Source organism: Caulobacter sp. FV1ye6ST, from assembly GCF_058681225.1.
The window spans coordinates 1,875,222-1,890,460 of record NZ_CM178733.1; the positions used below are offsets into that span (position 1 = coordinate 1,875,222).

The 15,239-nt window shown below is 66.8% G+C and carries 11 protein-coding genes and 1 pseudogene; 8 read left to right on the plus strand and 4 right to left on the minus strand.

Going from position 1 to position 15,239, the window contains the following annotated elements; genetic code table 11:
* The 4 genes from ACW175_RS09430 to ACW175_RS09445 form a co-directional block, all read right to left on the minus strand.
* The gene (locus tag ACW175_RS09430) at positions 1-978 is read right to left on the minus strand and encodes an arsenic resistance protein (protein WP_492104297.1); all 978 of its coding nucleotides are present in this window, start codon (positions 976-978) and stop codon (positions 1-3) included.
* 567 nt (positions 979-1,545) lie between these two features.
* Positions 1,546-2,295 (minus strand): VWA domain-containing protein, encoded by a 750-nt coding sequence (locus tag ACW175_RS09435; protein WP_492104298.1) that lies wholly within the window; start codon positions 2,293-2,295, stop codon positions 1,546-1,548.
* 11 nt (positions 2,296-2,306) lie between these two features.
* The gene (locus ACW175_RS09440; RefSeq protein WP_049771801.1) at positions 2,307-3,209 is read right to left on the minus strand and encodes a hypothetical protein; all 903 of its coding nucleotides are present in this window, start codon (positions 3,207-3,209) and stop codon (positions 2,307-2,309) included.
* Positions 3,210-3,217: 8 nt separating this feature from the next.
* On the minus strand, positions 3,218-3,871 hold the full coding sequence (locus tag ACW175_RS09445) for a TerD family protein (RefSeq protein ID WP_012286314.1): 654 nt from the start codon (positions 3,869-3,871) through the stop codon (positions 3,218-3,220).
* A 232-nt stretch (positions 3,872-4,103) separates the two neighbouring features.
* On the opposite strand from ACW175_RS09445, the gene ACW175_RS09450 reads away from it, so the two are divergent.
* The 8 genes and pseudogenes from ACW175_RS09450 to ACW175_RS09485 all read left to right on the plus strand — a co-directional run.
* Positions 4,104-4,529, plus strand: a complete 426-nt coding sequence (locus ACW175_RS09450; protein ID WP_492104299.1) for a hypothetical protein — start codon at positions 4,104-4,106, stop codon at positions 4,527-4,529.
* Between the two features lie 62 nt (positions 4,530-4,591).
* The gene (locus ACW175_RS09455; protein WP_012286316.1) at positions 4,592-5,854 is read left to right on the plus strand and encodes a TolC family protein; all 1,263 of its coding nucleotides are present in this window, start codon (positions 4,592-4,594) and stop codon (positions 5,852-5,854) included.
* Positions 5,854-7,026 carry an efflux RND transporter periplasmic adaptor subunit gene (locus ACW175_RS09460; RefSeq protein ID WP_012286317.1) on the plus strand — a complete coding sequence of 391 codons (1,173 nt, stop codon included), beginning with the start codon at positions 5,854-5,856 and terminating at the stop codon, positions 7,024-7,026. Before ACW175_RS09455 ends, ACW175_RS09460 begins: the two co-directional genes overlap by 1 nt.
* A 31-nt stretch (positions 7,027-7,057) precedes the next feature.
* Positions 7,058-10,300: a CusA/CzcA family heavy metal efflux RND transporter gene (locus ACW175_RS09465; protein ID WP_012286318.1), complete on the plus strand. Its 3,243-nt coding sequence runs from the start codon at positions 7,058-7,060 to the stop codon at positions 10,298-10,300.
* 67 nt (positions 10,301-10,367) lie between these two features.
* On the plus strand, positions 10,368-11,690 hold the full coding sequence (locus tag ACW175_RS09470) for a calcium:cation antiporter family protein (RefSeq protein ID WP_012286319.1): 1,323 nt from the start codon (positions 10,368-10,370) through the stop codon (positions 11,688-11,690).
* Position 11,691: 1 nt separating this feature from the next.
* Positions 11,692-11,952 carry a DUF411 domain-containing protein gene (locus ACW175_RS09475; protein ID WP_012286320.1) on the plus strand — a complete coding sequence of 87 codons (261 nt, stop codon included), beginning with the start codon at positions 11,692-11,694 and terminating at the stop codon, positions 11,950-11,952.
* 21 nt (positions 11,953-11,973) lie between these two features.
* On the plus strand, positions 11,974-12,324 hold the full coding sequence (locus ACW175_RS09480) for a DUF190 domain-containing protein (protein WP_012286321.1): 351 nt from the start codon (positions 11,974-11,976) through the stop codon (positions 12,322-12,324).
* 733 nt (positions 12,325-13,057) lie between these two features.
* A pseudogene (locus ACW175_RS09485) lies at positions 13,058-14,962 on the plus strand (heavy metal translocating P-type ATPase); the annotation flags it as partial.
* Positions 14,963-15,239: the final 277 nt, after the last annotated feature.

Genomic DNA, 15,239 nt, shown 5'->3' on the forward strand with positions numbered 1-15,239 from the left:
TCAGGTTTCTGGTCCAGCGGTCGCGCCAAGCCTGGGCATCAGCCGGATATAGACCAGCTCGGCGACCAGTTCGACGAGGGTCTGGGCGACGATGACAGCCGGTAGCAGCGGCACCGCGCCGGGCACCGCCAAGGCCAGCGGCAGGACGACCAGGGAGTTGCGGGTGGCCGCGCTGAAGGCGATGGCGCGACCGGCCGGGGCCTCCAGCCTGACGACGCGTGCGACGCCCCAACCCAGGACCGGGGCGATGACGGCGAAGGCGACGTAGAGGGGCACGACCTTCAGGGTCGCTTCCACCGCCAGGCCCAGTTGCGGCGTCACCGCGGCGACCACGATGAAAAGCACGGCTGCGGTCGCCGGCACCGGCAGCAGGCCCAGGACGTTGGCGCTCTTCTCGCCCGTTTTGCTCTTGGCGGCCCAGGCTTGAACGAGGGCTGCCAGGACGAAGGGGATGGCGATCAACCAGACGAAGGCGTGGACGAACGGGCCAAGCTGCACATAGGCGGCCGCCTGGGCGCCGAGAAACAGGCGCAGATAGACCGGCAGCAGCACCATCTGGACAATCAGCAAGGCCGGGGTCGAAGCCAGCAGCAACCGCGCGTCGGCGCGACCCAGGTGCGAGAAGGTCACGACATAGTCGATGCACGGGCAGAGCAGGACCATCAGGACGCCCAGGCGCAGCATTGGCGACGCGGGCAGGACCTGGATGAGCGCGGCGACGAGCAACGGCACGACGACGAAGTTGACGGACAGCAGGGCGCCAAGGAAGCGCACGTCCTTGAGCGCTTGGCCCAGGGCCGCGACCGGCACCTGCAGGAAGGTGACGAACAACATCAGGGCCAGGGCGGGATTGATCGCCGGCTCCAGCGTTGTCGACCCGGGGACTAGAAGGCCCGCGATCCCCGCGATGATGACGGCGGTAAAATAGATCCAGACCTGTCGGCCTTCGAGCGCGTCTCTGAGGTCCGACTGGGTCACCGTGCTTTTCTTGCTCGCTCGCGGCGGCGCCGAACGCCGGCAGGGCCCCCTTCATAGCGTCAAGTTGGCCGCTCGCGAATGGGGTGTCAGGGCGTGCCGACGCTCAGCCGCTGATCAACCGACGAAGCGCCAAGGCTGCCAAGGTGACCAACAGGAAATCTTGATCGCCCTGGTTCCGAGGACGAGCAGCCACAGCAATCTTGGCGTCGAGGTTTGCTGGTCTGCGACGAGGAGGCCAGCCGTATATTCGCCGACGACCGGCCGCGGCGCTCAACGCTTTTCCGTCTTTGTGCGGCAGGTGCGGGCGCTCGGCGGATATGAGTTCACCCAAGCCAACACCAATGGCTTCCTGGCTAGGCTCATCGCGCAAGCCGGGTTCAGCAGGTCGAGGACGACGCGTCATGCCGACCCCGACCGGGACGACACCGCTCCATTGGAACGAGCGGCCAGCCTAGTCCGTACGGCTGGCGGACGCGCGGCGTTCCGCGTCGACGAACGCCGCTCGCATAACCTTCGCAGTGCGACGCCGCCGTCATTTCACAGCTCAGCCTGATCCCCGCGCCGTTTTCAGGCCTTCAGCCACGCAATCAGTTCCGGCCCGAGCAACTGCGCGTTCAGCTGGTCGTCCGACAGCTCCACGAAGGCGTCGAGGTCGCGGATGATCACGACGCCGGTGTTCTTGAAGCGCGCGGCGATCGTGCGCAGGAACCCAAAATCGACGTCGTGCTCGCACGCGCCGACGAAGAGGAAATAGACTTGGTCGCCACGCTGTTCGGACTCCTCGAGGATCCTCGTCGTGCGGACGTGATCGCTAGTGCTGTTCTCGCCGTCCGTGACGAAGATGACGATCGAGCGCTTCTTCGCTCGGACTTCCGGCGTCTTGGGACGGCCCAGGAACCGGCTCAGGAAGCCGCCGGCCTCCGGAGACGCCGGTAGCCACCCGAAATGTTGGAGGTTGCGCTCCAGCACGTAGCTGTAGTCGGTGCCGCCGTTCCAGCCGATCACGCGCCCGACGACTTTGCGGACGATATAGTCCTCGCAATCGTCGGGCGTGACCGTGCCGACGTGGGTGACGGTGTGCCGGCCGTCGCTGAACGTGAACACGTCCATCTGGCCGTCCGGATCCAGCTCCATGCCGTAGGGTACGAGACGCGCGATCAGCTTGCTGGTCGTGCCTTCCTCGTGCTCATGCTCGAAGGAGCCCGACACGTCCATGTCGAAGATCAGCTCGGCTTTCACGGTCTGCGCGACGCCGGCCTTGTCGAGCGAGAGACGCAGCGAGCGCGCCGATTTCTGTAGGTCGAGTTGCAGGGCCATTGAGATCGATCCTATGCGTCGAGTTTTCGAAGAAGGGTGCGGAGGCGGTGCTGGAGTTCCCCAGCTTCAGTGGGGTTGAGGCGGTGACGGGCGCGGCTGAGGGCTTCTAGGCACTCGGGCAGGTCTACGAGGACGACGGCCTGGATCGTGGTCATAAGCGCGCGCGGCGCCTCGCGCTGGCTGTTCCGCTCGAACTCGCCGCCGCGGATTTCCAGGGCTGTTCGCGTCAGGCTGATCTCGCGCAAAAGGAAGCCGCGAGACAGGTCGGGACGTGAGGATGTCAAATATTCGGAGAGGAACAACGCCGCCAGTGCGGCAGCCTCAATCTCGAGCCTAGCCTCTTCGAGGCGGCGCGCATGGCCATCCAGCGCGGTCTTGAGGTTCTCCAGAGGCGCAAGCGTCGCCTGGGCAAGGCAAACCAGTTTCTCCAACTCGGCGCGCGCGGCCGTGAGCTTGCGCGACGGCTCGATGTCGATCGCCGCCAGGAGTTCGACGATCCGCCCGACATAGCCGCGGGCCTGGCCCGCCACATCGGCCTGCGGAACTTCGGGCGCCTCGAGGAGCGCGGCGCCGCGCTGCTGCGAGGCCTGTCCCCATTGGACGACATGGTCCTCCCGGGCGTCCTCGACGACGAAGCCGTCGACGAGCCGCACCGCGCGCGCGGCCGTACGCGGTTCCACGCCAGGGGACAGTCGCTTCATATCGGCCGACCTGACCGCGATACGTCTGCGCGCGACGCCGGGAAGCACGGTCGGCCTGTTCACCTTGGGCGCTGAGGTCTGGGGGCGGGGCGCGTCTGGTGTCGCCGCGACGCTCTTCAAGCGTTTTGCGGGCGGCGCGATGATGGTCGGGCGCAGCTGTTTCGGCGCCGCGCCCGGCTTGGCGTCCGTCTTGGCTTTGGAGTCGTCCGACACGCGTCTGGTCAGGAGAAGTGCGCGAGCACGTCGTTGAAGTCGCCGTTGAACCCACGGCCGACCGCCGCGTATTCCCAGCCATCGGGACCCAGCAGGATGCTGCCGAACTGGACGACGTTGAAGTCCCTGAACTCCGACGACAGCTGATAGGCCGCAAGCTCGCGCCCGCTGTCGTCCGTCAACGTGATCACGCACAAGTCTATGTCGCCGAACGCCGGCTCGTCCTCGTCCTCATCGCCGCCATCGTGCCCGTCACTGTGGTCGGCCTCATGGACCGTCACCAGGATGGGGATCTCGTTCACCCCGACCGGGATCTTTGAACCGTCGATCGTGATGGATTCCGAATTGTTCTGCACGCGCATGTCGCCACTGTGCGCCAGCCCGCCGCTGGGGGTCTGGAACGACCCGTCGGGATTGGTCGCCAGCACGCCGCTGCGCGGGTTCATGCGGGTGGTGTTATAGGTGGACAGCACGGCGGTGAGCTCGGTCACTTTCGCGCCGGAACCGTCATTCACCGCCTCCAGCGCATGCACATCGACATCGTCGGCGTGATCGGCGTCGCACTCCCACCGCACCTGCACGGTGAAGCGCGCGCCTTTGTTCAACGAGAGCTGAAGTTTGGGCCGTGCGACGCCGGGCTTTTCGAGCGGCAAGGTGAGCATGCTGGGGCGGGTCCTGTCCGGCATCGAGTCGAAGCGAATGCAGGGGCGACATTAGACAAGCGGCGGTTGACTGCCAATCGCCACGAACTGCCCCGATGCGACGGACCGACCATCTGGCAAGCGTGATCTTGTAACATATTTCCACCGGCTGCTCTGACGAGTATAGACCCAAGTCATGGTAGGGACGGCGTTCCGACAACATCTTTCCGGTACGGTCGCCGGCCCGAGACGCGTGCGTCTGGGGGCAGCGTCCTTCACCGTTGATGTCGGCGTGCTGCGCAGTGAAATTCGCGGACTTCTCGGCGCCGCCACGGCCCTGTCCCTTCGTCAGCTTTTGACGGCCGCTCTGGTGCTGGCCTTCGTGTTCGGCACGATTATGTCTACCCCAGCGGCGCACGAGTGGTTCGAAGCCGAACCCGCCGCCAGCGTTCAAACCCTCGATGATGCCGGCGCGCTGGCGACCAATCAGAAGGCGCCGTTCAAAAAGGAGGCCGGCCGCCTGTGCACCGGCCACTGCGTCGCCCATACCCTGACCCTGCCGGCTTCCTACGCGCTGGCCGTCGCGCCGGTCTTGCAGCGGGCCATTTGGGGCCTGTTCCAGGATCAGCGGCTGCAAGCCGCCCGTCCAACCCTGTTGGATCGACCACCTAGAGCCTGATGCGTCACCGCCGCCGTTGATCGGCGGCCCGACTGCATCTGAAACTCTAGGATACCAACTTCATGACACTCATCATGCGTGGACGGCTGCGATATGCAGCCGCCAGCGTAGCTGCGATCCTGGGCGCGTTGGCGTCCGGGCGCGGCGCGGCGGCCGATCCGGCCCCGCTCTTCAAGGATCTGCTCGCCCAGGCCCAGTCCAACGCGCCTCGCCTTGCCGAAGCCGCCGCTTCGGTGCGCCAAGCCGAAGGGCTGGCTAGGCAAGCCTCGGCGCGGCCCAATCCCACCGTGGATGTCGGGGTCGAGAATTTCAGCGGAAGCGGAGTCTATAGCGGCGCCAACAACGCCGAGACGACGTTCTCGCTCAGCCAGCCGCTGGAACTGGGCGGCAAGCGCGGCGCGCGCATCGCGGCGGGCCGGGCAGGCCTGGACGCGGCGCGGGCGCGTCTGGTGCAATCGAAGGCCGACTACGCCTTCACCCTGGCGGACGCCTACGCCCAGGCCGAAGCAGCCGAACGCCGCGTCGCGCTCGCCCAGGAAGCGGTGACCTTGTCGGACGAGACCGTGCGCGCCTCGCGCGCTTTGGTCGATGCGGGCAAGGAAGCCGAACTGCGCAGCCTGCAAGCCCAGGCCGCATTGACGTCGGCACGCGCCTCTCTCGACGAGGCCCGCGCCGAACGGACCGGGGCTTTCGCGCGTCTGACGGCGCTGGCCGGTTCGGCCGCGCCGTTCACCTCGCTGACCGACAGCCTGCTGACCGCCTCCCAGTCGGCATCTCTGAACCGCGATATCGACGTCCTGGCCACCCCCGCCGTCCTGGCGGCCGAAGCCGAACGAGAAGCAGCGGCCAAGCGCGTTCGGATCGAACGCATTCGGGCCGTGCCGGACGTGACCGTCTCGGCCGGCGTGCGCCGGTTCAGCGGTGACGATTCCACGGCGCTGGTGGCAGGGGTTTCGATCCCGATCCCGGTGTTCGACCAGAACCGCGGCAACATCACCGCCGCGCAGGGCGAGCTTCAGGGCGCCGAGGCGCGGCTCAGCGCAGCGCGCCTGGACGCCGAAGCCGACGTCCGCACCGCTCTCTTCCAGATTGACGCCGCCCAGACGAGGGTCGGCGCCGCGACCGAGGGCGAAACGACCGCTGCCGAGGCCTACCGGCTAACGCGCATCGCCTACGAGGCCGGCAAGTCGCCGCTGGTCGAACTCATCAACGCGCGCCGTTCGCTGGCCGAGGCGCGCGCCCAAACCATCGAAGCCCAATTGGCGCGCCTTCGCGCCGAAGCCGGCCTGGCGCGCCTGCAAGGCCGCCCCTTCGGAGATCGCTGATGCTTCGCAAATCTTCTTCCTCAAATCGACAGTGGCTGATGGCGGGCGTGGCGCTCGCCGCGGTCGCTGTCGTGGCCTTCTCGGTCGGCAAGTTTTCAAGCGGTAAACCCGAGACCGCCCAAGAGGCCCCGGCCGCCGCTCCGGCCGAAGCCGCTCACGCCGACACCCTAACCATGGGCCCAGAACGCATCACCGCGTCAGGTGTCCAACTGCAGACGGTTACGGTCGGCGGCTTGGCCTCCGAGGTCGTCGCTCAAGCGACGGTCGAGGCCGAGCCGACCGGCCAAGCTGTCTTGACCGCGCGGGCTGCCGGATCGATCACCCAGATCACCAAGCGTCTGGGCGACCCCGTGCGTGCTGGCGAAACCTTGGCCCTGGTGTCCAGTCGGGACGCGGCGCAGATTTCGGCCGATCGCAGCGTGGCGACCGCCAAGGCCGATCTGGCGCGCAAGGTCCTGGCGCGGGAAAAGCGGCTCTACGAACAGAAGGTCAGCCCTCGGCAGGACTACGAGACGGCCCAGTCCGAACTGGTGGTCGCCGAAGCCGAATCGCGACGCGCCGCCAGCGCCGCCGGAGCCTCAGGCGTCTCGCGCGATGGTCGCTATGTGGCCGTCACCAGCCCGATCAGCGGTCGCGTGACGTCGATGGCCGCCAGTCTCGGCGCCTTCGTCCAACCGGAGACTGAACTTTTCCGGATTTCCGATCCGGCCAAGATCCAGGTTGATGCTTCGGTGACCGCCAACGACGCGCGGCGCATCCAGCCGGGCGACCAAGCCGTGATCGAGACCAACACTGGCGAGACCCGCACGGCGGTCGTCCGGGCCGTGACGCCGGGCGTCAGCGAGGAAACGCGCAGCGCCACCGTCGTCCTGACCCTGACCGGCGGGGCCGGCGCGCTGCAGCCGGGCCAGTTGGTACGGGCCCGCATTACCTCTCGGCAATCGACCTCGAGCGGGATCGTGGTGTCGGAGGAGGCCGTGCAGACCGTCGAGGGGCGAGACGTGGTCTTCGTGCGCACCAAGACCGGCTTCAAGGTCCAGCCCGTGACCGTTGGCCAGCGCAGCGGCGGACGAGTGGTCATCACCCAAGGCTTGCGGGGCGGGGAGAGCCTGGCCGTCAAGAACGCCTTCCTGCTGAAGGCTGAACTCGGCAAGAGCGCGGAAGAAGAATGAGCCCCTCGATCAGTTCAGGAGACACGCCGAAATGATCGGTCGCATTCTCTCTATGTCGGTGAAGGGGCGTTGGTACGTCCTGCTGCTCACCGTCATCATCGCCGCCCTCGGCGCTTGGCAACTGACCAAGCTGCCCATCGACGCGGTTCCCGACATCACCAACAAGCAGGTGCAGATCAACACCGTGGCCGGCGCCTTGTCGCCGATCGAAATTGAAAAGCGGGTCACCTTCCCCGTTGAGACGGCCCTGGCGGGCATCCCCGGCCTGGAAACCACGCGCTCGATCTCGCGCAACGGCTTTTCCCAGGTCTCGGCGATCTTCACCGAGGGCACTGATCTCTATTTCGCCCGCCAGCAGGTGGCTGAGCGGCTGACCCAGGCCCGCGACACGCTCCCAGCCTCGGTCCAGCCGCAGATCGGTCCTGTAACGACCGGCCTGGGCGAAGTCTTCATGTACTCGGTCGAATACGCCAATCCGGGCGGAAAGGGCGCCAAGCCACGCGACGGCGTCCCCGGCTGGCAGACCGACGGGGCCTATCTGACCGCCGAGGGTGAACGCCTGGCCGACGCCGTCTCGCAGGCCGCCTATCTGCGAACCGTGCAGGACTGGGTCATTCGTCCGCAACTGCGCAGCGTCAAGGGCGTCGCTGGCATCGACTCTATCGGCGGCTACGAGAAGCAATACGTCGTCGAGCCCGATCCGGCCAAGCTGGCCGCCTATGGCGTGTCCTACACCGATCTGGCCAAGGCCCTGGAGTCGGCCAACCTCTCGGTCGGCGCCAACTTCATCCAGCGGGCGGGCGAGGCGTATCTGGTGCGCGCCGACGCCCGGGTTCGCACGCTCGACGAGATCCAGAACGCCATCATCGCCACCCGGCGCACCGTGCCGGTCGCCGTCAAGGACGTCGCCGCCGTGCGCGTCGGTGGCGACCTGCGCACCGGCGCGGCCAGCAAGAACGGCGACGAGGTCGTTGTCGGCACCGCCCTGATGCTGATCGGCGAGAACAGCCGGTCGGTGGCCAAGGCGGTTGGTGAGAAGCTGACCGAGGTCAAGAAGTCGCTGCCGCCTGGCGTCGTGGTGACCCCGACCCTGGACCGTTCGGTCCTGGTCAACGCGACGGTCAAGACCGTCGAGCGCAACCTGACCGAAGGCGCGATTCTGGTGGCCGCGACCCTGTTCCTGCTGCTGGGCAATGTCCGCGCCGCCTTCATCGCCGTGCTGATCATCCCGCTGTCGTTCCTGATGATGGCCATCGGCATGAACGAGATGAAGGTGCCCGGAAACCTGATGAGCCTGGGCGCGCTCGACTTTGGTCTGATCGTCGATGGCACGGTGATCATCATCGAAAACTGCCTGTTGCGACTGGCCGAGCGACAGCATCATCGAGGTCGGCTGCTAAGCCTTCCCGAGCGCCTGGAAACCGTGCTGCACGCGGCCCAGGAAATGATCCGTCCGACGGTCTTTGGCCAGGCGATCATCTTCCTGGTCTTCGCGCCGCTGCTGACCTTCACCGGCGTCGAGGGCAAGACCTTCTCCCCGATGGCCATCACCATCATGCTGGCCCTGGGCGCGGCCTTCATCCTGTCGCTGACCTTCGTCCCGGCCATGGTCGCGATTCTGATGCGCGGCAAGGTCTCTGAGAAGGAGGTCAGGGTGATCGCCTACTCTAAACGCCACTATGACCCAGTGCTCAAGCGCGCCATCGAGCGGCCCTGGCCGTTCATCGCCGCGGGCGTGGCGCTCTTCCTGGTGGCCGGCGTGGTCTACACCACCCTGGGCCAGGAGTTTATTCCGCAACTGGACGAGAAGAACGTCGCGATGGGATCGCTGAAGATCCCCTCCACGGCGCTGGAACAATCGCGCACCATGCAGCAGCAGGTGGAGAAGGCCGTCAGCGGATTGCCGGAAGTGGAGATGATGTTCTCCAAGACCGGCACGGCCGAGGTCGCCACCGATCCCATGCCGCCCAACCTTTCGGATGGGTTCATCATCCTTAAGCCGCAGAAGGACTGGCCCAAGGGCGTGGACAGCAAAGCCAAGGTCGTCGAGCGCATCGAGGCCAAGGTCGCGCCGCTGCTGGGCAACAGTTTCGAGGTGACCCAGCCGATCCAGATGCGCTTCAACGAGCTCATCGCCGGCGTGCGCGGCGACGTCGCGATCAAGCTCTACGGCGACGATCTCGACAAGATGGGCGTCTCCGCGGCCAAGATCGGCGCGGTCCTGGAATCCATTCCCGGGGCAGACGGCGTCCGCGTCGAGCAGACGGCGGGCGCCCCGACCCTGGACGTGCGGTTCGACCGGGCGGCGATCGCGCGCTTTGGCCTGACCGTCGAGGAGGTCGCCGACACGGTGGCCGCCGCGATGGGCGGCCGCGAGGCGGGCGATGTCTTCGAGGGTGACAAGCGCTTCGACATCATCGTCCGCGTGCCGATGGCCCAACGCGACGATCTGGAGGCCATGGGCGCCTTGCCGGTGATGCTGCCGTCGGAAGGCGGCGGCGCTCAACGCTCGGTGCCGTTGCGCGAGCTGGTGCAGTTCCGGTTCGCCGATGGTCTCAACCAGATCAGCCGCGAGGACGGCAAGCGCCGGGTGGTGATCCAGGTCAATGTGCGAAACCGCGACATCGGGTCGTTCGTCAACGAAGCCAAGGCCAAGGTCGAGGCCGTGCCCTTGCCCACCGGCTCGTGGCTGACCTGGGGCGGACAGTTCGAAAACCTCAAGGCGGCCACGGCCCGGCTAGCCTTGGTGGTGCCGCTCTGCTTCGTCCTGATCTTCCTGATCCTGTACATGGCCCTGGGGGGCGTGGGCCCCGCCGCCTCGGTGTTCGCTGCGATCCCGTTGGGACTGTCGGGAGGGGTCTTCGCCCTGGCCCTGACGGGGATCACCTTCTCGATCTCCGCAGCGGTCGGCTTTATCGTCCTGGCCGGCGTGGCGGTGCTGAACGGCCTAGTGGTGATGTCGAGCGTTCGCCAGCGGCTCGACGAGGGCTTGCCGGTGGCGCAGGCCATCTATGAGGGCTCGATCGAACGCTTTCGGCCGGTGTTGATGACCGGTTTGGTGCCCGCCATCGGGTTCATCCCCATGGCCCTGGCCCACGGGACGGGCGCGGAGGTCCAAAAGCCCCTGGCGATGGTGGTGATCGGCGGCCTGGTCACCGCGACGGCGGTCACGCTCGTCGTGCTGCCGGCCATCTCCAGGCTGATCCTCCAGCTGGGGCGCGGTCGGACCGCCCCGGACGAGAGCCCGGCGGTGTCAGCCCCCCTGACGACCTGAGCCGGGGCGCCGGCGTGGTCCCGTCCCCCAGCCACGCCGGCGCGTTCCTCTTTCCAAAGGAGCTTGCATGTCCCTGAGTTCTTCCCAAGCCCGACAACTCTGGATCCCGGTCGGGCTGGCGGTCGCGGTAATGCTTCCAGCGCTGGCCTTGCGGATCGCCGGCTGGCGGCCCAATCCCGTGCTCGACATCGGTGTGTTCGGCGCGGCGATCCTAGCGGCGGGATTCCTGCTTTCCTGGGGTGCCGAGGCGGCCGAGAAGTATCTGTCCCAAGGCCTGATCCTGGCCGCCGTGGCCTTGGTCACGGTGCTGCCCGAATACGCGGTCGACATCTACTACGCCTTCCAGGCGGGGCGTTCGCCAAGCGAGGGCTATGTCGCTTTTGCGGCCGCCAACATGACCGGCGCCAACCGATTGCTGATCGGCCTGGCCTGGCCGGCCATGGTCCTCCTGCACTGGTGGAAGAACCGCCAGCGCGGCATCGAACTGGCGCCCGTCAACGCCATCGAGATCGTGGTCCTGGCGCTGTCCAGCGCCTACGCCTTCGTGATCATTCTGAAGAACACCATCAGCGCCTGGGACGCCGTGGTGCTGGTCGGGCTGTTTGGCCTCTATCTGTGGCGCGTAAGCAAGCTTCCCAAGGCCCAGGACGAAGACGAAGGCGAAGAGCCTGGTCCGGGCGCGGTCATCGCCAAGCTGTCGAACACGACGCGCTGGACGGTCATGATCGCCATGACCGTGGTCGCCGCGGGCGTGATCCTGGTGGTGGCCGAACCGTTCGCCGAGTCGATGATCGACGGCGGCCGCGCGCTGGGCATCGACCAGTTCCTGCTGATCCAGTGGCTGGCGCCGATCGCCAGCGAAGCGCCAGCCGTGGTCATCGCCGTGCTGTTCGTGCTGGCGGGGCGCGCGGCGGCCGGTCTTGTGGCGATGATCAGCGACAAGATCAATCAATGGACCCTGCTGGTTGGCATGTTGCCCCTGGCGATGAGCCTTGGCGCGGGTCAGCTGAGGGCGTTGCCGCTCGACGCACGCCAACACGAGGAGTTCTTCCTCACTGCCGCCCAATCGCTGTTTGGGCTGGCGTTGCTGCTGCGCCTGCGTCTGTCGGTCATCGGCGCGATCGCCTTGCTGGGCCTGTTCGTCGCTCAGCTGATGATCGCCCTGAGCCTGCGCCAGGACGAGGCGCGCGACATCGCCGCGCTGACGGCCGTGGCCTGGGGCTACCTTGTCCTGGCCGGCCTGCTGTTCGCCCTCAACTGGCGCGCCATCGCCGGTTTGCTGTCCACCGCTTTTAGCCTGACGGCCAACCTCGAGACCGTCGCCGATCCCCATTTGGCTCGACCGACACCTAGCCCGGAGCGCGCCCGTGACGATGCCCAGGAACACTGACTTGAGGCCGGGCCCGCTCTGGCGGGCTACGGTCGCCGCTGCCTTGGGCTGGGTCACCTTCGCCAGCGCCGGCCCCGCCTTCGCGGCGCGGGCGGAACGCGCGCTGATTTTGGAAGCGACCGCGCCGCGTGCCGTGGGCCTCGCCGTACCCGGCATGCCGATCGGCTCTGCAGGCATGACCTTGGCCGGCGCCGCCTCCCAATCCTACTCGACCCTGCTGCTGCTTTCGGGCAGCCGTCGGCAAGTTTTCGCGCGCCATTGAACCGCCCTTGAGGAGACAACCATGCAGATTCCCGGACAAGCCGTCCTGCTTCGCATCTACACCGACGAGAGCGCGCTAGTGGGCGACCGCTCCTTGATGGACGTGATCGTCCAGCGGGCCAAACAGGCGCGATTGGCCGGCGCCACCGTCCTGCGCGGCCGCAAAGGCTTTGGCGAGTCGGCGCGCATGCACGAGTCCCGGCCGCTCGACTTCAACGACAATCTGCCCGTGGTCATCGAGATGGTCGACGAAGAAGTGCGTCTTCGCGCGTTCCTGACCACGTTGAACGACCTCAAGGGCATTGGCCTGGTCACCTTCGAAAAGGTCGAAGTGCTCCGCTACGGCGGCCATCACGTCGAGCCGCACCAGTAAAAGCAGGAGAAGCGCCATGACCGACAAGCTCCGCCTCGAATTGCCGATCCTCCTGCCCCAGGCGGCGGACGCGTGCGACCGCTGCGTCACAAGTCTGATCGCCATACTGAAAGGGCGGCCTGGCGTGACCGAAGCCCATGTCGAGATGGGCGAAGCGGGTGAAGGCGTCCTTTGCGTCCACTACGACGAGACCCAGATCCGACTGGGCCAGCTGCGAGCCTTCGCGCTGCAAGCCGGCGCGACCCTGAGCGGCCGCTTCGGTCACTTCAACTTCGAGCTTGCCGGCGCCGTTCATGCCCGGAACGCTCGGCGCCTAGCCGAGACCTTGCGTGAACAGCCTGGCGTTCTAGCCGCGGAGATCGGTCCGTCCGGCCGAGGATTCGTGGAGTTCGACCTGCAGAAGACAAACGACGAAGCGCTGCGCGCAGCTGTCCGAGACGCCGGCGGCCGGTTCTCGGATCTCGGGGCCAGCACTGGCCAGAAGCGCGGCCGCCACGCCGCGCACGACCACGCCCATAGCGACGATGGCGCCCATGGCGGTGAGGAGGGTCATGACCACGGCGCTGGCCATGACGCAGCCGATGGGCACGGCCATGACGAGGCCAAGCAAGAGCCGTCAAGCGGCGCGACGAAACCCCACGCGCACGCAAAGCCCGGCAAGGGCCACGAGGGACATGATCACGCCGCTGGCGAACACGATCATGCTCACGGCGGCATCTTTGGCGAGCGCACCGAACTGATCTTCGCCGTTCTGTCAGGGGTGATGCTCCTCGCCGGCTGGCTGATTGGCCAGCGGGTGCAAGGCGTCGTTCCGCTGCTCTTCTACGGCGCGGCCTATGTGTTCGGTGGCTATTTCACGCTGAAAGAAGCTTTCGAGAATCTACGCAAGCGCCGGTTCGAAATCGACACCCTCATGCTGGTGGCGGCCGCCGGCGCGGCCGCGCTTGGACAGTGGGCCGAAGGCGCATTGCTGCTGTTCCTCTTCAGCATCGGCCATGCCCTGGAGCACTACGCCATGGGCCGGGCCCGTCGGGCGATCGAGGCCTTAGCCGAACTGGCGCCCGAACGGGCCACGGTGCGGCGCGGCGACAAGACCGAAGATATCGCCGTCGAAGCGCTCGAGATCGGCGACATCGTCCTGGTCCGCCCCAACGAGCGGATCGCCGCCGATGGTGTCGTCGTGGTTGGGGAAAGCAGCGTCAATCAGGCGCCGGTGACCGGCGAAAGCGTTCCGGTCGACAAGCGCGCCGCCGCCCAGGTCGATCTGGATTTCGGCAAGGCCAGCGCCGAGCACCGGGTGTTTGCCGGTACGATCAATGGCTCGGGCGCGCTTGATATCCGGGTCGCCAAGAAGGCGTCGGAAAGCACTCTGGCGCGCGTCGTCAAGATGGTCGCCGAAGCCGAGGCCCAACGCTCGCCGACCCAGAGGTTCACCGACCGGTTCGAGCGCATCTTCGTTCCCGCCGTTCTTGTCGGCGTCGGCTTGCTGATGCTGGCTTTCCTGGTGATCGACGAGCCGTTCAGCGCCAGCTTCTATCGCGCCATGGCCGTGCTGGTGGCCGCCAGTCCCTGCGCCCTGGCGATCTCCGTGCCGAGCGCCGTTCTCAGCGGCGTCGCCCGCGCCGGCCGAGGCGGGGTCCTGGTCAAGGGCGGCGGCCCGCTGGAGAACCTGGGCACCTTGACCGCCCTGGCCTTCGACAAGACGGGCACGCTCACGGAAGGCAAGCCTCGACTCACCGACGTGGTCCCGGCGGAGGGCGTTGAGGAGCATGAACTCCTGGCCGTGGCCGTGGCGGTCGAGGCCTTAAGCGATCACCCCTTGGCCGCGGCCGTTGTCCGCGATGGCGAGGAAAAGCTGGGCCAGGCGGCCCGCCTGAAGGCCGAGGGCGTCAAGAGCCTGACGGGGCAGGGCGTTCAGGCCCAGGTGTCTGGCAAGGCAGCGGTGATCGGCAAGCCCGGTCTCTTCGAAACCGGCGAAGGCGACAAGCCGCCTGCGGCCGTGTGGAGCGAGGCTCAGAGACTTGAAAGCGCCGGTCGCACCGTTGTCGTGGTCCGACACGGCGACCGTTATCTGGGCGTGTTGGGGTTGATGGACACCGCGCGCCCCGCCGCCAAGGGCGTGATCCAGCGCCTCAGAACCCTGGGGATCAAGCACATCATCATGCTGTCGGGCGACAATCAGTCGGTCGCCAGCGCCATCGCCAAGGAACTGGGTCTCGATGACGCCAAGGGCGGTCTGATGCCCGAGGACAAGGTCGCGGTGATCAAGGCCTTGAAAGAGAAGTTCGGCAAGGCGGCCATGGTGGGCGACGGCGTCAATGACGCGCCGGCCATGGCCAACGCCACCGTCGGGATCGCCATGGGCGCGGCGGGATCGGACGTCGCGCTGGAAACCGCCGACGTGGCGTTGATGGCAGACGACCTGACCCACCTGCCGTTCGCCGTGGGCCTCAGCCGCCGGACCAGCGGCATCATCAAGCAGAACCTCTGGGTAAGCCTGGGCATGGTCGCTTTCCTTATCCCCGCAACGTTACTGGGGCTGAAGATCGGCGAGGCGGTGATTTTCCACGAGGGTTCAACCTTGCTGGTCGTGGCCAATGCGCTGCGCTTGCTGGCCTATCGGGACAGAACCGCGTGATCTGCGATCGCTTCAACGACACCGGCGACGACGCGTGAGGGCATGGTTGCGCGTGATCCTCGCACGGACCCATCCCGGCCCAGACCCAAGACCGGTCGCCCATCGTTATGGGCCGTCGTCGCCCTGATCGCGTCGCTACTCTTCCTGGCTCTAGCGGTCGCGCTTCTCCTTATTGAATTTGGACGGTCAACATGAAGATCCGCGGACCAAGATCCCTGATCGTATCCATAGGCTGGTTGCTCGGCGTGGGCGTCCCAACAGCGTTGGGCGGTTGCGT

Bases quoted from the DNA above. Each gene is read 5' to 3' on its own strand.
- ACW175_RS09480 (WP_012286321.1), top strand. From the start codon at position 11,974: ATGCAGATTCCCGGACAAGCCGTCCTGCTTCGCATCTACACCGACGAG.
- ACW175_RS09455 (WP_012286316.1), top strand. From the start codon at position 4,592: ATGACACTCATCATGCGTGGACGGCTGCGATATGCAGCCGCCAGCGTA.
- ACW175_RS09470 (WP_012286319.1), top strand. From the start codon at position 10,368: ATGTCCCTGAGTTCTTCCCAAGCCCGACAACTCTGGATCCCGGTCGGG.
- ACW175_RS09460 (WP_012286317.1), top strand. From the start codon at position 5,854: ATGCTTCGCAAATCTTCTTCCTCAAATCGACAGTGGCTGATGGCGGGC.
- ACW175_RS09435 (WP_492104298.1), bottom strand. From the start codon at position 2,295: ATGGCCCTGCAACTCGACCTACAGAAATCGGCGCGCTCGCTGCGTCTC.
- ACW175_RS09465 (WP_012286318.1), top strand. From the start codon at position 7,058: ATGATCGGTCGCATTCTCTCTATGTCGGTGAAGGGGCGTTGGTACGTC.
- ACW175_RS09445 (WP_012286314.1), bottom strand. From the start codon at position 3,871: ATGCTCACCTTGCCGCTCGAAAAGCCCGGCGTCGCACGGCCCAAACTT.